Raw genomic sequence first — 18,084 nt, forward strand, 5'->3', positions numbered from 1 at the left:
GGTAATTCAGCTTGTATAGAAGTAAATCGGACGTTCTGCGCACAGATGTAGCGGGTTTGTCGGCTAATAAAAATGTAATGGTGCACCAATGAGCGCGAAGTCACTGGATCGCGTTCGGGCCTGGTTCGCCACGGCTGAACTGTCCGAAGGCACCAAGCTCCCGCCTGAGCGCGAGTTGGCGTCGATGCTGGGGCTTAGCCGGGCAGATCTGCGCAACGCGTTGCTGGTTCTTGAGGCTGAAGGACGGTTGGAGCGCAAGGTCGGATCCGGCACCTATGTGCGTCAGCCGGTCATGCCTCGCTATTCAGGCGGGGCTGTTGGTGACGTGGCCGCCTTGGCCGAACGTACCGGCCCGCACGAAGCAATGGTGGCGCGTCTGGCGCTAGAGCCCGAGCTGACGCAGATGGCAGCGTTGCACGCTACGCCCCGACAGTTGTCGGAACTGCGTCGCCTGTGCAATGCCATGCCAAACGCGCGCAGCTGGCGCGTATACGAAGAACTGGATGCGGCCTTTCATGATTTGATCGCAAAAAGTGCAGGCAACCCGCTGCTGTATGATTTGTTCAAAATCGTGAACGGCGTGCGTACCGTGGTGGTCTGGCGCCGGCTAAGCCCGTCAGATGGCGCGCCACCAACAAATTATCATTCATTCCGTGAACACGAAAAGATTGTTGCCGCGCTTGAAAACAGGGACCGGCCCGCCGCGCAAAAGGCAATGCGAACGCATCTTCAATCCACCCTCAACTCTATGACCGCCGACGCCTGACGGCGATCTGATTGGCTCAATCGAAAGGAACACGATGATTGATTTTTACACATGGACCACGCCGAATGGGCGTAAGGTGTCAATCCTGCTGGAAGAGCTTGGGATCGACTACACCACGCATTCAATCGACATTTCCAAGGATGAACAGTTCGCCCCCGATTTTTTGAAGATTGCGCCGAACAACCGGATTCCGGCCATTGTCGATCACGACACCGGCCAGACCCTGATGGAGACCGGGGCGATCATGCTTTATCTCGCCGACAAATACGGAAAGTTCTCGTGCGAGGGGCCGGAATGCTGGCGCATGATGGAATGGCTGATGTGGCAGATGGGCGGTCTTGGCCCGATGCTGGGGCAGGTGCACCACTTTGTGAAGTATAACAAAGGCACGTCGGACTATGCCGAAAAGCGGTATTCTACCGAAGCTCATCGTCTGTACCGCGTGTTGAATGAGCGGCTGGAAGGGCGCGATTACATCGCCGGAGAAGGGCGGGGCGAATACACCATCGCCGACATGGCGTGTTGGCCATGGATTTCGCGGTTCGAATGGCAGGAAATCGATATGAATGCCTATCCCAATGTACGCGACTGGTACGTGCGCATTGCCGAACGCCCGGCGGTTCAGCGTGGATACAAGGTGCCCAAGGACGCAGGCGACGTGCCGATGCCCTGAGCGCGGTTCTGAATTGAGTTGGTTTGACCCGGGCACTTTTGCGAGTGTCCGGGTTTGGTTTTGTCCGGACTTAAATTCCCTTGCGCGGCAATGGGTCAGTAGAAAGTGCCTCAAGGCTACCATCTGGAGATTGAGTGATTGACAAATGTCCGGACATTATTGCCAACTGCACAGCGAGTCGATCTTTTGGGGGGAACGTGATGCGACAAGTAGAAGTGGCTGTGATCGGAACAGGCTGGTGTGGTGGCATACGGGCGCTGACGCTGTCCAAATCGGCGCTGGTCGACAAGCTGCACATTTGCGAGATCAAACCCGAACGGCTGGCCGAGGTGAAAGCCGAAACCAATCCGGCGACGGCGACCACGGATTATATGGATATCGTCAACAACCCCGCGATCGAGGTTGTTTATATCTCGACCACGCCCGAGCAGTCCCATTACCCCATCGCGCGCGATTGCCTGAAGGCGGGTAAAAATGTGCTGCTGGAAAAACCCATCGCGCTGGAACTTTGGGAGGCCGACGAACTGGTCGCCCTGTCGCACGAAAAGAACGTCAAGTTTACCATCGGGTATTCCCAGCGGTTCGCCCCGAAAATCGCTTATGCCAAGAAATCGATTGCTGATGGCACCCTGGGCAAGGTCGTCAACGTCATGGTCAGCCGCCACCTGTCGCGCAATCTGGGCAAGAAGATCGCCAACCGCGTGCGTTTGTCGCCCGTCGCGATGGAATCCACCCATGATCTGGATTTTGTGTTCTGGCTGCTTGCTCCGGCCAAGCCGGTGCGGGTCTATTCGCAAGGGGCCTATGGCTATATGAAAGAGCTGAACGGGTCTTACGATTGCATGTGGTCCACAGTCACGATGGATGACGGCACGCTTGTGGTGATCGGGGGCGGGTGGAACCTGCCGCCCAGCTATCCGAATTATTGTGGCACCTGGATTGAAATCACGGGAACTGATGGCGCACTGATCCTTGACGACACAAGCCGCGACAACTGGCTCAACACGGTCGAGGGAGGCACCCAATACCCGATGTCGACAATGCCGGGTGAACACGTCGATCATGTGTTTGCCGGTCAGATGGGCCCTGAGACGCTGCATTTTCTGGAAGACGTGTTGTTGGGCCGCGACGTGATGGTGTCGCCGGAACATGCGCGCATGGTGATGGAGGCGTATTCGGCGGCCGATGTGTCGGCTGAGATCAATGAACCGGTTGATTTGCCAATGTCGAACCACGCGCTGGCCCAACTGGCCGATCTCAAGGCTGCGGCTGGGCAATAGATGCGGTTTTCTGGCCCGAAAGCGATGCCATGAGTGACGTCGGAAACCCTTCCCCCCCGCGTGTAGCTGTCGTGGGGTTGGGCCAGATGGGGGCCGGGATTGCGCGAAACCTGAACGCGGCGGGTTTGCTGCGCGCTGTGTTCGATATCGATACCTCAGCCGCCGAGCGGGCTGGTCTGAACGATGCGCTCCAAAGCTCTGATCTGACCGATCTGTTCGAGGCTGCCGATGTCGCCCTGTTCGCTGTGCCCGGCACCGCGCAGATATCTCGGGCTTTGGCGGCGATCAAAATCCCGGCAGGGCGGACCATCATCGACGTCACAACGTCAGACCCTGATCAAAGCCGCGCTCTGTCACAGGAACTGGCGGCTCAGGGTGTGGGGTATGTCGATGCCGCCATGACCGGTGGTGCCGCGGGGGCAGATGCAGGAACACTGACGCTGATGGTCGGAGGGGACGCTGACATTATCGCCCGTTGCGCGCCGGTGTTCGATGCCATCGCCGACCGGGTCTTTCATCTGGGGCCGACCGGGTCAGGCCACGCGATGAAGCTGGTTCATAACATGATCCTGCACAGCAGTTTTCTTGCCACCTGCGAGGGCCTAAAGCTGGCGGAACGGGCTGGTCTGGATGCCAGCCTTGCCGTTGACGTCCTGAATGCCGGAAACGCGCGCAGTTTTGTCACCGACACCCGGTTTCCCCGCGATATCCTGAGCGGCACGATGCAGGCTCGGTCGACCATCGCAAATCTGGAAAAGGATCTGGGGCTGGCGGTCGCGTTCAGTGAAACGCTGGATGCACAGCATCCGATCGCGTCCCTGACCCGCTCCATTCTGGCCACCGCAGTTGAAACCGGTCGCAAAGACACAGATTTCTCGTGGTTGTATTCGCTATACGACGATTTGATCAAGGACATGGAGGCCGGGAAATGAACCGATCCGCAGGTGTTTTCGGGCTAGGGCTGGTCGGGACGGCCTTGGCGGGCCGGTTGCTGCGCTCAGGCCGTTCGGTTGCCGGTTTTGACCCGGATCCGGCGCGGTGCAAGTTGTTGGAAGACGCAGCCGGGCAGGCATCCGACCCGGGGCTGGTTTGGCAGCAGGATTACGTGTTTTCCTGCGTCTTCGATACCGATCAATTGTCGGACTTGATTGCTCAGGCACCCGAGCGCGACGGGGCCTGTCTGATTTCGATCAGCACCTGCGATCCGATGCGCATGTCCGGTCTTGGCATGGCAGCCGCGCAAAAAGGCTGGCGTCTGATCGAAGCTCCGATCTCGGGCACCAGCAAACAACTGGCGATGGGCGACGCGGTGTTTCTGGTCGGCGGTGATCCGGCGGATGCGCAGGCGTTGTCTGTCTTGCTGGGCACCATCGGCAGGTCGCAGCATTATGTCGGGCCGTTGGGCAATGGAAACCGCGCCAAGCTGGCGGTGAACCTTGTTTTGGGGCTGAACCGCGCGGCCCTGGCCGAAGGGCTGGTTTTTGCCAATCGCGTGGGCCTGGCTCCGGATGCCTTTCTGGAGTTGTTGCAGGATACGGCAGCTGCCTCTGCCGTGATGAAGACAAAGGGGCCGAAAATGGTGGCTCAGGACTTTGATGCACAAGGACGGATCGAACAGTCGGCCAAGGACTTTGGTCTGATCCTGACAGTCGCTGCCGAGCAGAGGCAGGGGTTGCCATTTGCCCGGACCTATGCGGCCATGATGCGCGATTGTATGGACAATGACGAGGCCGGGTTGGACAACGCAGCCATCATCAAGGCGATCGCGCGGGCGGGGGGCGTGGAATGAGCGACCCAGCTTTGATCAGATCACCGGCGCCGACCGGGAAACAGTCGAAATCAAAGCCTCGCTATCAGGTGATTGGCGACACGCTTGTCGCCGAACTTGCACGCGGCGACTATGATCCGGGCAGCTGTCTGCCGACCGAACATGAGCTTTGTGCGCGCTTTGATGCCAGCCGGTTCACGATCCGAAAGGCTCTGGATGTCCTGCGTGACCTTGGTCTGGTCGAACGCCGCTCAGGTGTCGGAACAATCGTGATCGCGCAACGCCCCAAAGACCAGATCGTGCAAACCTTGAGTTCGTTTGAAGAGCTGTTTCAGTACCCGTCGGAAACCTATCGCCGTCAATTGGCCACCAAGCGGGTCGTCGCCTCGACCGAATTGGCGCTGATGTTGCGGTCGTCGCCGGGGCAGGCCTGGACGCGGCTGCGCGCCATGCGGATTGCGCGCCGCACCGAAGCCCCGATTTCCTGGCTGGAAGCTTATGTGCGCCCCGACTTTGCGGATGTCCTGAAACAACCGAACCCGGCCGGGGTGTCGCTGTTGCGCCAGATTGAAACCACGCATGGTCACACGGCGGCGACCGCTCAAGTCGAGATGTCGGTGACCCGGGTCGACGCAGAAAAAGCCGGGCTGCTGGCGGTTGAAGAAGGCTCGCCCGCCCTGATCATTCTGCGGCGCTATAGTGGTGAGGACGGGCAGGTGTACCTGCTGACCTATTCCGTGCATCCCGAGAACCGCTTTTCGCTGAATTTCGAGTTGGAAAAACGGTGATTCACAGGCGCGCCAAGAGGAAATGCCATGTCCTATGAGCATTTGTTTTTGGTCTGTGTTGCCTTCGCGTTGGGCGGCATCCTGAAAGGGGCCATCGGGGCGGGCGCACCGATCCTTGCAGTGCCGATCATGGCGATCCTTGTGGATGTGCCCTTTGCCGTCGCGGTGTTCATCATGCCCAACATCTTGTCGAACGCTGTGCAGGGCTGGCAGTTCCGGGCACATATCCCGGACAAGGGGTTTGCCCTTAGATTCGCCTTGGCCGGACTGGTGGGCGCGGGGCTTGGAACCATTGCGCTGGCCGGGCTGAGCAGTGCCATTCTGACAACGTCGGTGGCGGTGATCGTCCTTGTCTATGTCACGTTTCGCCTGATCCAGCCCGGCTGGACGCTGGACATGAGCCTCGCCAATCGCCTTGCGGTGCCGGTCGGCACAATTGGCGGCGTCTTGCAGGGGGCCACTGGATTGTCGGCCCCAGTATCGATCACTTTCGTCAATGCACTTCGGCTTGAGCGCAAGCAATTCATCGCGACGATGTCGTTGTTCTTTTCGTTCATGGCGCTGGCGCAGTTACCGGTCCAAATTGCGCTTGGGATCATGACGACCGAGCGGTTTGCCTATTCGGTTCTGGCCTCGCTCCCGCTGGTCGCCTTCATGCCGGTTGGGGGTTTTCTGGCGCGCCACGTATCGCGCGAGGTTTTCGACCGGATCATTCTTAGCCTGCTGACGCTTCTGGCGTTTCGTCTTCTGGCCGAAAACTTCTACTAGCGCGGTCCGGGGGATGCGCCTTCGCTGTCGGGAAAGTCTTCCGGCAAAGGCGGCGGGCGGTCGCAGGTTGACGTGATCTGGACATAGCGGCCAAGTTTCGGGGCGGTCAGAATGCCTTCCATCGCCTCGCTCACATGATATGCGATGTCTGCTGATGCGCGGGGTTTGCGCCCGCCGCGAACTGCGTACACCAAATCCAAAAGCCCCAATCCACGTGCATTTTCGTTGAATCCGTGGGTGTTCTCGGCCTCTTGCCAGGTGTCGTGTTCCGGTGGCCAGGGCTGGCGCGCCCAGCGCGCGGTGTCACGCGTTCGGTAATAAACCGGACCATGAAACACATTGGCACCATCGACCGGGTCCGGGTCCGGAATGCACAGGGTGCCTTTTGTACCATAGATCTCAAGGCGTGGCATCTCGCTGTCCCAGATATCGAAGCTCATGGTCATGGACCCAATCACGCCCGAGCGGAATTCCAGCAGGCTTTCAATATGGGTGTCGACGTCAACCGGCATCCAGTCGCCTTGGCGCGGGCCGTTTTCGATCATCCGTTTGTTGAACGTCCGGCGCGACAACCCTGCGACCCGTGCGATAGGGCCAAGAAGGAAGATCATTGCGGTCAGATAATACGGGCCGAAATCCAGCAATGGCCCGCCGCCCGGCTGATAGAAAAAATCCGGGTTGGGATGCAGGTGTTCCAAGCCATGTGTACCAACGAATGCGGTTACGCCGGTGGGATGCCCGATCACGCCCGAGTCCAGCAGTTTGCGGCAGGTTTGCCAGCGCCCGCCAAGAAATGTGTCCGGCGCATTGCCGACCGTCAGCCCGGTCTCGGCTGCGCGTGACAGGATGCGCTGTCCATCGGACAGGTCGGTAACAAAGGGCTTTTCGGAATAGACGTGCTTACCCGCGTCCAACGCCCTCAAAGTGATGTCGGCATGTGCCGAGGGGATCGTCAGGTTCAGAACAGCGTCAATCTGTGGATCGGCGAAGATGTCGTCAGGTGGGCAGGATTTTGGGATGCTGTGCTGTTGGGCCTTGGCGGCGGATTCAGCTGCATCAAGGCTGGCGCAGGCGACGATCTCAATCTCATCAAAGCGGGCGCAATTCTGCAGATAGATGTCGCTGATACGGCCACATCCGATCACCCCGATTTTGAAGGTCATCTCCGAACTCCCCCAACGCTGTCACGTGCCGCGTCGCCTGATGTGCGCAATGTATCGCGTCACGCCATCACGCTCTTGATGTCTTGGCTAAGTGTGGGGCGGGGTGACTGTCAACAATTTGAACGGCCAGCCCTTACTTTGGATGCAACGGCCCGCAACAAGATCGCCGTGCAGGGCTTGCCCCAAAGAACACCTCGGCCGCCGGTCAGGACAGAGCTTTGCGATCTGCAAGGATCATGTCGCTGGCCTTTTCGCCAATCATGATGGTCGGCGCATTGGTGTTGCCCGACACAAGGTCAGGCATGATCGAGGCATCGGCGACGCGCAACCCGGCGATGCCATGGACCCTCAAGCGGTCATCAACAACGGCCATCTTGTCCTGACCCATCCGACAAGTGCTGGTCGGATGATAGATCGTCTGGCTGATATCACGGGCGCATTGCAGCAGTTGGTCGTCGGTCTGCGGGTCATTGTCGGGCACGTGCTCGCGCAGGATGAACCGGCTGAGCGCGCGGGTTTTGGTCATCGCGCGCGCGAATTTGATGGCGCGGACGGCGCACAGCTGATCGGCAACGGCTGACAGATAGTTCGGTACGATCTTGGGATAATCCGTCGCGTTGGGACTGGCGATATGGATGTGGCCCCGGCTTTCGGGACGTAGCTGACAAACCGATGACGTGATGCCCGAAAAGGGATGCATTTCGATCCCCGGTTTGTCTGCGCTCAGGGGTTGAAAATGAAACTGGATGTCCGGCGTTTCCAGACCGTCCATCGACTTGGCAAAGATACAGACTTGGCTGGCACCCAGGCTCATCGGGCCTTTTCGAAACAAGACATAGTTCAGACCGATGCCCATACGGGGTATGAATTTGTTGATGGCGTCGTTCATCGTTTGAACATTGACTTCAAAGACCAGCCGGATCTGCAGGTGATCCTGCAGATTCTCGCCAACACCGGGCAAGTCATGCCGAACGTCTACCCCGGCCTTCTGCAACACGTCGCCGCGCCCGATGCCGCTCAGTTCCAGGATCTGCGGCGATCCGATGGCCCCTGCAGACAGGATGACTTCGCCACCGGGGGTCAGGTGGACCTCCGTCGGCTTGCCGTTCTGCAGATACCGGACGCCTGTCACACGGCGCGGGTCGGAAGGGTCAAACAGCAGGCATTCGGTGTGGGCGTGGGTGATCACTTCCAGGTTTGAGCGGGTCTTGGCCGGGTTCAGAAACGCCCGCGCGCTGGAACAGCGCAACCCGTTGCGTGCGGTCTGGTGGAAATATCCCGCGCCTTCCTGATCCTCGCCGTTGTAATCGTCGGTGCGCGGCACGCCCATTTCAACGGCGGCTTCGATGAAGGCTTCGGAAATGTCGCTTTTGGTGCGGATCAGCGAAACAGAAAGCTCGCCATCGCCGCCGTGATGTTCGCCTTCGCCAAATTCATGGGTTTCCGAGCGTTTGAACAGAGGCAGCACATCGTCATAGCCCCAGCCGCGATTGCCCATCTGGGCCCAGCGGTCATAGTCTTCCTTCTGGCCGCGTACATACAACAGACCATTGATCGAGCTGGATCCCCCCAGCGTCTTGCCGCGTGGCCAATCCAGCCGACGGCCGTTCAATCCGGGGTCGGACTCGGACTTGTAACACCAGTCGGTTTTCGGATTGTGCATGGTTTTGAAATACCCGACCGGCACATGGATCCACGGGTTGCTATCCGGCCCGCCAGCCTCCAGCAAAACCACCCGATTCGCCGGATCTGCGCTCAACCGATTGGCTAGAACGCACCCTGCAGACCCAGCACCAACCACGATGTAATCGGCTTGCTTTGTCTGCATTTTCTCGTCCTCCGGGATCGCAAATATTGATCTAGATCAAGTTTTCCTTGCTTCACTAATCATAAGTACCTAAAAATGATACTGCAAGTCTCAAAAATGACAGTTTATGAATTCAGGAGGAGGCGTTCATGACAGTATCAGACAAGCTCAGTGGGATTTCCCGCCGTGATTTATTCAAGCTCGCAGGACAGTATGGGATGTCCTCGACCTTACTCGCAGCGGGGTCAATTGGAGGGTTGGTCACGCTGCCGTCGCTCGCGGCAGCAGCCGAGTCGACCTATACCAAGCGCTATGCCAAGGAAGCCAAGGTCACGCTCAAATTCGGTGCCGCCGGTTTTAACGCGCGCAACCTGCTGATCGAACGGGCAGGGTGCCTGGAGTTCGCCCGCGATCTTGAGTCGCGCACCGATGGCGAAATCCGTGTCGAATTCATTGGCGACAACCAGATCTGCGGTCAGTTGTCTTGTGTCGAGAAAACCCAGAACGGTATCGTGGATATCTATGCGGCGTCGACCCAGAACTCGGCCGGTGGCGCGCCGTATCTGAACGTTCTCGACTATGCCTATGTGTTCCCCGGCCGGGCGGCGCAGTACCACTTTATGTACAGCCCCGAATCCAACGCCATTCTGCGGGAACCGCTTGAAAAGCGTCACGGTCTGAAGTTCCTGTTCAGCCATTGTGAACTGCGTGGTCTGCAAATGGGTCAGTCGTTTGCTGACAAACCCACGGTCACCAAGCTGGACGAACTGTTCGGAACCAAGAACCGCGTGACGGGCACCCAATTGGGTCGGATCGCCATGCAGCTTTTGAACCTGAATCCGGTTCCCGTAGCGTGGGAAGAAACGCTGGACGCCCTTAAAACTGGTCTGATCGATGGGGCCGAAACATGGGCGTCTGCTGTCGCATACGCCAACATGGCACCAGTTGTGTCTCAGTCGGTTGATCTGAGGTTCTTCTGTGGCACCGAACACACTGCGATGTCGGCCAAGGTATTCGACGGCCTTGATGGGCATTTGCAGGACGCCGTGATGGAATCGTCCTATCTGGCGCAGGTCCATGTTCAGGCTGCCAACGAAGCGGCGCTGGTCAAAACTGTTGGGTACTCTGATCCGCAACTGCCAGACACCATCTTTGCGCAAAATGACGTGAGAACGGCGTTCATGGCCGACGAGCAGATCAAGTTGGCCGAAGAAATGTGTTCGCCCGAGTACAACCCAGAGCCGTGGGCGCAGTGGCGTGAGCGGATCAACAAGTGGGCTGGTGGCATTGACACCTACGCCGATCTGCATCGTGTCGCACGCGAAGTGCCTGCTGACATGAAGCCGGAGAATGTTGAGCCCCGCCGCTGGTGGAAGGCTTAGAGTTCAAAATCTCAGCGGCGGGTTCAAGATCCGCCGCTGCAGTTTTTTCTTTCACAATAGATAAACACGCTACTGTCAGTCTCGGGGAGGAGACGGATCATGACGACTATTGTCAGCGAGATCTCAGAGATTTTCAGCGCGCTTTTGTCAAATGACGCCTGGATGATCAGTGAGTCACTGAAAACCGACGGGGCCTGGGTGGTCGGCGCCTTTGCGACGATTTCGGGAGGGCTGTTGTTTCTTCTGCTTTACAAGTACGTGCCGTGGATCGAGCGCAAGCTTGAATCGACCGTCATGGTGTCCACTTACCTGCTGATCGGCGCCATCATCTTTGTCGAAGTATTCCGACGCTTTTTCCTGAACGTGCAGGCCCCGTGGTCGACGACCCTGCCGCCGTTCCTGTTTCTGATCATGACGTGGGCTGGATGCGCCTATAATGTCAAGCTGCGCACCCATCTGGCCTTTGCCGAATTTCGTGTCAACATGCCAAGGCCGTTGCAATTTGCCTGTCTGACGCTGGATGCCATCCTGTGGATCGGGTTTTCCTGGGTTGTGGTCGTGACCTCGACCCAAGTTGCGGCCAATTCGGCGGCGAATTTCCAGATCATGCTGGGCACCGACAACATACTGCAATGGTGGTTCCTGATCTCGGTCCCGCTCAGTTTTGTTTTGATCACAGCGCGATCCATGGAGAACTGGCTGATTGATCTGAACAACTATCGGTCGGGTGACACCCTGATTGCCCCTGTCGCCATCGGTGCGGACTAAGGAGAACATCATGACTGACGGAACCTGGGTCACATTGATCTCAATCGGGGTCACCTTTTTCTTCATGCTGGGCGTGCCGGTTTTTCTGGTGATCGGATACTGGGTCATCGGGATGAGCTTTGTTCTGGGGTTGCCGCTGATCAACACCGGCGCGGCATTGGGGGATGTGTTCACCGACGGCTTTGCCTTGCTGGCGATGCCATTGTTCATCCTGACCGGAGACCTGATCAACCGCTCGGGCATCGCCCGCAGACTTAGCGACTTCGCCTATTCCTGTCTGGGCTGGCTCAGGGGCGGGCTTGCAATGGCCAGCCTTGGGGCCTGCGGACTGTTCGCCGCGATTTCGGGGTCGAATTCGGCAACCACGGCGACCATCGGGTCGATGCTGCATCCTGAAATGGTCAAGGGTGGGTATGACGAACGGTTTTCGGCAGCCACTGCCGCTGCAGGGGGCACGGTGGGGATCATCATTCCGCCGTCGATCATCTTCATCGTCTACGGCTTCCTGATGAACCTGCCGATTTCCGAGCTGTTCCTGGCGGGGATCATCCCTGGTTCGATGATGGTTTTCGGCATGATGCTGGTGGCCTTTATCATCTGTACCCGAAATGGATGGGGTTATCTGATCAGGCTGGAATTTGGCCGTGTCTTTAAGACCGCCGTCGGGGCCTGGCTTGGTTTCTTTGCCATCGGACTGGTGCTTTGGGGCATTTACACGGGCAAGTTCTCGCCCACGGAAGCGGCGGGTGTAACGGTTGGCTTCTGCGTCATCGTCGGCTTCCTCAGTCTGCCGATCTTCAGGATGATGGGCTCGCCATCGGAAGAGCGGTCTTTCAAAGAGCGCAGCATCACCGAGTACCTTGTGGTCAAAGGTTTCAGTCCCACAGAACTCCCGTCGATCACGATGCGGTCGGCGCAGATTGCCGGTATTCTTGCCCCGCTGATCGCCGTTTCGGTGGTCATGCAGCAGATCCTGTCGGTTCTGGGCGCGCAGCAGTTCATTGGCGATTTTGTACGTGGCATGGGGGGCTATTATGCCGTTTTGTTCACGTCGATGGCCATCGTGTTCGTCGCGGGCATGGTTCTGGAAAGTCTGCCGGTGACCATCATTTTGGCCCCGATCCTGGCGCCGATTGCGCATTCGGTTGGTGTTGAACCGGTTCAGTTCGCTGTGATTTTCCTGGTCGGCGCGTCGATTGGCTTTATCACGCCGCCCTATGGTCTGAACCTCTATGTCGCATCCGGCGTGACGGGCGTTCCGTATTTCCGGCTGTTGCGCTACACGGTGCCGTATCTTGTTGCCCTTCTGGCAGTCTGGATCGTGGTGGCTTTGGTGCCGGTCCTTTCAACGATCCTGATTCCGTCGCGATAAGACACGCAAATTGAACGATGGATGAGGCAAGTATGGCGGACACCAACGGCAAGGAGGGCGCAATCCCGACCAACCTGCGTTTGCTGCTGGTTCTTGAGGAAATGGCCGAGGCCGGAGTGCCCGTCACCCCGACCGAGCTGAACCAGAAGCTGGGTCTGCCCAAGCCAACGATCCATCGGCTGTTCACGACGCTGGAAAATGAAGGCTTCATTCAGCGCGAAATCGATGGCCGGGGGTATTCGCCAGGCCTGCGTCTGCGCAAGATGTCGACTGGTGTGTTGTCGTCCCTACGGATCCGGACAGCGCGGGTCGCGATCTTGAGCAAGCTGGCTGAAGACATCGGCGAGACCTGCAACATCGCCATCCCGGACCGGGATGCGATGGTGTATCTTGACCGGGTTGAATCCAAATGGCCGCTGCGCATCCAGTTGCCGGTCGGCACCCGGGTGCCGTTCTATTGCACGGCAAGTGGCAAGATGTACCTCAGCAGCCTGGATCGGCGCCACTTGCGCAATTATGCCATGTCGACTGATCTGGACGCCCGGACCGCGACCACGATTTCTGATCCCGAAGCGCTGATTGCCGAAGCCATCAAGGTGCGGGACCGCGGATATTCGACCGACAATGGTGAATTCATGGAAGGTATGACAGCCGTTGCGGTGCCGATTACCGAAGCGAACGGGCGGCTTGTGTCGACCCTGTCTTTTCACGCGCCCGAGCAACGGCTGTCACTGCCGGACGCCATCACCCATGTCGATATGCTGAAAGCGTCGGCGGCCAAATTGTCGAGTCTTCTGACCGAAGAGTAACTCGCCGTCGGGCGCGGGCCGGGGCCTCAGACCCTAAGCTGCTCTAACTCGTTCGCCATGTCTTCTGCCAACCCGGCGACCTCGGCCTGTGATGCCCCGCGATGCAGTTCCAGTCGCAAGGCGGTCAGATTGGCCTGAAACCGTCGGGCCAGCCGGTCAGGATCGGCGCCTGCAGGCAATTCCCCGGCTTTCTGGGCCGCTGAAAAGGTGCGGGCGAACTCTTCACGCATCTGCGCAAGATAGTCTTTGGTGACTTGTGAGATCCCGGGGTCGGTGCTTTGTGTATCGACCAGCGTTTTTGTCAGCATACAGGCCTGCCGCATGGCGTCCTGAGGCGACAGGTCTGCATAAGACCGGAAATGGTCGGCTAATCCTGTCAGCGGTGAGGACGCCTGTGTCAGTTGCGCCTTCATATTCGCGCGTGAGGTTTCGAAATACCGTTTCAGCGACAGAAGATACAGGTTCTCTTTGCTGTCAAACGCGGCATAAATGCTGCCCGGTTTCATGCTGAGCGCGCCCTCAAGATCCTTGAGAGACGTCGCATGGTACCCTTTGCGCCAGAACAAAGTCATGGCAGCCTCCAGCGCCGTATCTCGGTCATAAGCGGCGGCGCGGGCCATGGTCAGTCCTTTGCTTGGGCCAGATGGTCCAGCATGCGGCTATAGTTTTCGACGCCTTGCGCTCCGGTGACAAGGTGGCGGCCATTGAACACAACTGCAGGCACGCCCTGAATGCCTTGTTTGATCCAGAATTGTTCAAGCGCGCGGGTTTCTTCGGCGAATTGCTGGCGTTCAAGCACGTCTAAAGCGGCATCCCGGTCCAACCCGATCTCGCCCGCGATATCGGCCAGAACGAATATGTCCGACAAGTCGCGCCGGTTGGTGAAATGGGCTGTAAACATCGCCATTTCCAGATCGTGTTTGCGATCCATCGTTCCGGCCCAATGCAGTAACTGATGGGCGTTGAACGTGTTGTGCATCCGCATGTCTTCTGCAAACCTGAACGGAAACCCCAGTTCCTCGCCAATCGCGGTCATCTGGTTGCGCGATTGTTCCGATTGTTCGGGGGTGGAGCCATACTTCTCGATGATATGCTCGCGCACATTCTGACCCTCGGCGGGCATGTTCGGGTTCAGTTCGAATGGGTGCCAATGAATCTCGTGATCGGCGCCCGACGCGTCCAGCGCCTGCGCCAACTGGCGATAGCCGATGATGCACCAGGGGCACATCACGTCCGATACGATGTCGATGCGAAGTGTGTCTGTCATGTGATCCTCTTACGTGCAGTTTTACATGGGGCGTTTGCGAAACGAAACCAGTTGCGGCGTGCATATCAGCAAAACAGGGGCCGATGTCGGCCCGGGCGCGGGGCCCGAGCCGTTTACTCGGTCAGCTGGCTTGTTTCAGCCCATCGGCTTTTTGCCATGCGAATTTTTCGAACACTTTGTCGACCGGTGTCTGGGCAAAATGGTTGGTGTAGTTCGACATCACCTTTTGCGACACACCCAGGATCACCTCAAGAATGTTGCGCTGGGTAAATCTCGCGTCAAGGAACGCTTGCGTGTCGGCCTCGTCCACAAAGCCACGGTTTCGCACAACCAGCAGAGTGAAATCGCGCAAAGCCTCCAGCTTGGCGGTGGGCAAGGGGGTCTCGTTGCGCAGCGCGTCTGTGATGGCGTCGTCGACCTTCATCATCTTGGCGATGCCAGTGTGGGCCGGAACGCAATAGTGGCAGTTCTGTTCGACGTTAACAGCCTGCCAGACAACGGTCTTTTCTTCGTCGGTCAGGCTGGTTGCCAGAAACTGCTGATGCGCAAAGTTGTAGGCGGCCAGCAGGCCGGGGGCCTCTGCCATAACACCGTGCAGACCGGGGATACGGCCGTTGCGCTTCAGAGATGTTTCCAGCAACGGCGTGGACTCTTCGGGGGCAGTGTCGAGGGTGTGGATGGTAAAGTCGGCCATGGTTTCAATCCTGAGCTAAGTGGCGATGCACGTGACTTAGGGTACTTTGAGTGATTGCTCAATGTGATATTTGAGTGATCACTCATTTGTGAGCCTGCACGCGCAGCGCCCTCGGACCCTCGTGATTTTCAGACTGGCCGGGATATGGTGACGCAAGCACTGGTGCCACGTCCTTTTTGCGAGGACAGCTCAAACCGGGCGCCATGCGCGCGGGCCAGGTCCGCAACCACCGCAAGTCCAAGTCCTGTGCCTTGAGAGTTTTCGCCAAGAGCATAGGGTTGCAATGCGTGGTCGATTTCTTCCGGGGTCATGCCTGCGCCTGTATCGTGAACCTCGATCCGGCATCCGTCTGACAGGCGGCGACACCCGATCAGAATACGGCCGGTTTCTGTGTGCTTTATCGCATTGGCGACCAGGTTCATCACGATCCGTGTCAGGGCGACCGGGTCGGTATCAAGTTCGGCGCTGCTGGGAACACAGCGCAGATCCAGCCCTTTGGCCGCCGCCTCTTGCCGGAACATCGCAGCGATGTTGTTTAGTACGATCGAGGCGGGAAAGTGTTCGATCGGGGCATTCTCGGTTGCTGCCTCTTGCTGCCAGTCGGCGTCTGGATGCGTGGCATCCAGGTTCTGGCGCACAAGCGTTTCCAGATAATCAAAGCTTTGGCCGATCTGACTGGCCGTGGTGCTGTCATCGCGGTTCATGTCCAGCATCGCCATCCGCAAGGACGCCAGCGGCTGGCGGATGTCATGCGCGGTCGAGGCCAGTTGCGCGCGGCGCGCTTCGGCCAGCCGGAGCGCGTCTTGCTGTTCCTTCTCGGCCGAATACAGGGCTTCGCTCAGTTCCAGTCGTTCGTGCGACAGCCGGACTTCGGCCGCCAGAGCCGTGTCGCGCTGATCGCGCAGGGTTTCGTGGTGCCGGAAGATGGCCGAGGAAAACGACACCGCCTCGACCAGCAAAGAAATCTGACCAACGCGTCCGGCAATGTCCTGATCGAACAGCCCCGGGATCAGATACCCTGTCACCCCCATCAAGACCGAGACTGAGACCGAGGTCAGTCCCACCATAAAGAACCCGGCCCCCGGATGCCCCCGACGCAGGGCCGCGATGCCGGTGATAAGCTGAAGCACCGCGCACAGACCTGCATAGGCCAAACCGATGATCTTGTACCAATCCTGATCCAGGAAGAAGAGCGATCCGCTAAGCCACAATACGTTGCCGGTGATGGCGGCAACAAGAGTGCGGTTCAGCACCGGATGATTAACCGGGGCATCGACAAAGGCCCGGGCAAAGCCGGTGCCAAGCGCAACAACGACAAGCCCGATCAGGGCGACGGCCGAGCTGTTCCAATTGGGCGAATTGGGCCAGAGATAGGCAAAGGCATAGCCGTCGGTATGCGCCAGATACAGTGCTGATCCGGCCATATATCCCGCAAACCACATCGTGGGGCGGAACCCGACACTGGTTAGATACAGAACGGTGATTCCCACGATTCCGGCCAAAATGCCCATGAGGGACCAATAGAAAACGTCTTCGCCCCGAATTCGGGAATAGAAAGCCGCAGGGGTTTCTATCCTGACCTGCAGCTGTGTCGACTGGTCTGATCGATACCGGATCAGCAGAGTGGCTTGGGTCTCGGCGGGCAGGGTCAGATCTGCGGCAAGGTTTCGGTAGTTTTCCGAGCGCGTCGAGAACGGATCTGTCGCAACGTTTTTGAGGATCGTTTGCGGGGATTGCCGGGGCAGGATCAGATAGGCCGTCATCTCGGCGACATAGGGGACTTCCAGCGATAGCTTTCGGGTCTTTGCCTCTGCAGTCGGGTTCACGATTTCGGCCTTTAACCAGAACACGTCGCGGACAAACCCAAAGTCGGCAAAAGGCCGGGCCAGAGGTTGAAATGTCTGGGCCAGAACAGAGTCGACTGAGAAAGCCCCTGTCGGATCGATCAGGAATTCGGCGTCGGGCAGGGGGTTCAGGTGAGCCTGCTCAATCGACTGCGCAGGTGCTGCCAGAACACACCCGGCTTGCCAAAACGTGGCGAGTGCCGCAAAAACAAGGGCGAACAGATATTTCGCAATTACTGCCACAGGGCCTGCTTTTCGATGACGATCCGAGTAATTTTCAAGTGACGCTTACGTTGGAGACCGGCAAGAGCTGGACGGCGGTGATCGCCGACGATCACGCGATCCTTCGCAATAGCATTCGTGGGATTCTGGAAGGCCATGACGGGCTTTCGGTTGTTGCCGAAGCCTCGGACGGGCTGACCGCGATCAGCCTTGCACGCCAGCACATGCCCGATCTTCTCACGCTGGATATCGCGATGCCGTATGCCCAAGGCGTCGATGTGTTTCACGAGGTGCGGCGTTGGGCACCCGACACGCGTATTGTTATCTTCACGGGGCTGAGCTCGGTCGGGTTGATGAGCGAGCTGGTGGCCGCCGGGGTTGACGGGTTGTTTTCCAAAAGCGGTGACCCCGAAGCGCTGGCGCAAGCGATCCCGGTGATCTTGCACGGTGGTAAAGTCGTGGCCCCCGAGGTGCGCGCGATGCTGGAAGATGCGCCGCCTGCCCAAGGGCTGACCGCGCGCGAGGCGCAGATCCTGACATTGATTGCCGCTGGTAAGGCCAATCGTGAGATTGCTGAACACCTGGGCGTCAGCGCCAAGACGGTCGATAATCACCGCACCAACCTGATGCGCAAGCTCGGCGTCCATTCGGTCGCCGAGCTTTTGAGTTATGCCCTGCGCGAGGGGTATCTTGAGACCGCGCGGTATCTGTGA

The 18,084-nt window shown here is 58.5% G+C and carries 18 protein-coding genes; 12 read left to right on the forward strand and 6 right to left on the reverse strand.

The genetic code is table 11. The features are described from left to right. Window positions 1-88 precede the first annotated feature (88 nt). The 7 genes from FOY56_RS06370 (at window position 89) to FOY56_RS06400 (ending at window position 6,043) form a co-directional block, all read left to right on the forward strand. Entirely contained in the window at window positions 89-766 is a 678-nt protein-coding gene (locus FOY56_RS06370) for a FadR/GntR family transcriptional regulator (protein WP_146344979.1), read from the forward strand. Between the two features lie 34 nt (window positions 767-800). Then, a complete protein-coding gene (locus tag FOY56_RS06375; protein ID WP_146344980.1) occupies window positions 801-1,439 on the forward strand; it encodes a glutathione S-transferase family protein in 639 nt (212 codons plus the stop codon). 200 nt (window positions 1,440-1,639) lie between these two features. Further along, entirely contained in the window at window positions 1,640-2,719 is a 1,080-nt protein-coding gene (locus tag FOY56_RS06380; protein ID WP_146344981.1) for a Gfo/Idh/MocA family protein, read from the forward strand. 29 nt (window positions 2,720-2,748) lie between these two features. Then, window positions 2,749-3,651, forward strand: a complete 903-nt coding sequence (locus FOY56_RS06385; RefSeq protein WP_146344982.1) for an NAD(P)-dependent oxidoreductase — start codon at window positions 2,749-2,751, stop codon at window positions 3,649-3,651. Continuing rightward, window positions 3,648-4,508: an NAD(P)-dependent oxidoreductase gene (locus FOY56_RS06390; protein WP_146344983.1), complete on the forward strand. Its 861-nt coding sequence runs from the start codon at window positions 3,648-3,650 to the stop codon at window positions 4,506-4,508. The genes FOY56_RS06385 and FOY56_RS06390 overlap by 4 nt, the downstream gene beginning before the upstream one ends. Next, complete coding sequence (locus tag FOY56_RS06395; RefSeq protein WP_146344984.1) at window positions 4,505-5,275, forward strand: GntR family transcriptional regulator; 771 nt, start codon at window positions 4,505-4,507, stop codon at window positions 5,273-5,275. Before FOY56_RS06390 ends, FOY56_RS06395 begins: the two co-directional genes overlap by 4 nt. 27 nt (window positions 5,276-5,302) lie before the next feature. Continuing rightward, window positions 5,303-6,043, forward strand: coding sequence for a sulfite exporter TauE/SafE family protein (locus tag FOY56_RS06400; RefSeq protein ID WP_146344985.1), 741 nt, complete (start codon window positions 5,303-5,305; stop codon window positions 6,041-6,043). Here the strand turns inward: FOY56_RS06400 and FOY56_RS06405 are convergent. Both FOY56_RS06405 and FOY56_RS06410 read right to left on the reverse strand, forming a co-directional pair. Then, the gene (locus FOY56_RS06405; protein ID WP_146344986.1) at window positions 6,040-7,206 is read right to left on the reverse strand and encodes a Gfo/Idh/MocA family protein; all 1,167 of its coding nucleotides are present in this window, start codon (window positions 7,204-7,206) and stop codon (window positions 6,040-6,042) included. The genes FOY56_RS06400 and FOY56_RS06405 overlap by 4 nt on opposite strands. A gap of 205 nt (window positions 7,207-7,411) precedes the next feature. Then, window positions 7,412-9,034, reverse strand: a complete 1,623-nt coding sequence (locus tag FOY56_RS06410) for a GMC family oxidoreductase (protein WP_146344987.1) — start codon at window positions 9,032-9,034, stop codon at window positions 7,412-7,414. 128 nt (window positions 9,035-9,162) lie between these two features. Here FOY56_RS06410 and FOY56_RS06415 point away from each other — a divergent pair, with 128 nt between their 5' ends. From FOY56_RS06415 to FOY56_RS06430, 4 genes are all read left to right on the forward strand, one after another. After that, a complete protein-coding gene (locus FOY56_RS06415) occupies window positions 9,163-10,395 on the forward strand; it encodes a TRAP transporter substrate-binding protein (protein WP_146344988.1) in 1,233 nt (410 codons plus the stop codon). A 99-nt stretch (window positions 10,396-10,494) separates the two neighbouring features. After that, on the forward strand, window positions 10,495-11,163 hold the full coding sequence (locus FOY56_RS06420; protein WP_146344989.1) for a TRAP transporter small permease: 669 nt from the start codon (window positions 10,495-10,497) through the stop codon (window positions 11,161-11,163). Window positions 11,164-11,173: 10 nt separating this feature from the next. Further along, window positions 11,174-12,535: a TRAP transporter large permease gene (locus FOY56_RS06425; protein ID WP_146344990.1), complete on the forward strand. Its 1,362-nt coding sequence runs from the start codon at window positions 11,174-11,176 to the stop codon at window positions 12,533-12,535. Window positions 12,536-12,567: 32 nt separating this feature from the next. Next, window positions 12,568-13,344, forward strand: a complete 777-nt coding sequence (locus FOY56_RS06430) for an IclR family transcriptional regulator (protein WP_146344991.1) — start codon at window positions 12,568-12,570, stop codon at window positions 13,342-13,344. 26 nt (window positions 13,345-13,370) lie between these two features. On the opposite strand, the gene FOY56_RS06435 is transcribed toward FOY56_RS06430, so the two are convergent. The 4 genes from FOY56_RS06435 to FOY56_RS06450 form a co-directional block, all read right to left on the reverse strand. Next, window positions 13,371-13,964, reverse strand: coding sequence for a TetR/AcrR family transcriptional regulator (locus tag FOY56_RS06435; RefSeq protein ID WP_146344992.1), 594 nt, complete (start codon window positions 13,962-13,964; stop codon window positions 13,371-13,373). Window positions 13,965-13,966: 2 nt separating this feature from the next. Further along, window positions 13,967-14,611: a DsbA family oxidoreductase gene (locus FOY56_RS06440; RefSeq protein ID WP_146344993.1), complete on the reverse strand. Its 645-nt coding sequence runs from the start codon at window positions 14,609-14,611 to the stop codon at window positions 13,967-13,969. Window positions 14,612-14,732: 121 nt separating this feature from the next. Beyond that, a complete protein-coding gene (locus FOY56_RS06445; RefSeq protein WP_146344994.1) occupies window positions 14,733-15,305 on the reverse strand; it encodes a carboxymuconolactone decarboxylase family protein in 573 nt (190 codons plus the stop codon). A gap of 128 nt (window positions 15,306-15,433) precedes the next feature. Beyond that, on the reverse strand, window positions 15,434-17,392 hold the full coding sequence (locus FOY56_RS06450; protein ID WP_146344995.1) for a sensor histidine kinase: 1,959 nt from the start codon (window positions 17,390-17,392) through the stop codon (window positions 15,434-15,436). A 38-nt stretch (window positions 17,393-17,430) separates the two neighbouring features. On the opposite strand from FOY56_RS06450, the gene FOY56_RS06455 reads away from it, so the two are divergent. After that, window positions 17,431-18,084 carry a response regulator gene (locus FOY56_RS06455; RefSeq protein WP_186766273.1) on the forward strand — a complete coding sequence of 218 codons (654 nt, stop codon included), beginning with the start codon at window positions 17,431-17,433 and terminating at the stop codon, window positions 18,082-18,084.

Source organism: Falsiphaeobacter marinintestinus (assembly GCF_007923355.1).
Taxonomy (GTDB): Bacteria; Pseudomonadota; Alphaproteobacteria; order Rhodobacterales; family Rhodobacteraceae; genus Phaeobacter_A; species Phaeobacter_A marinintestinus.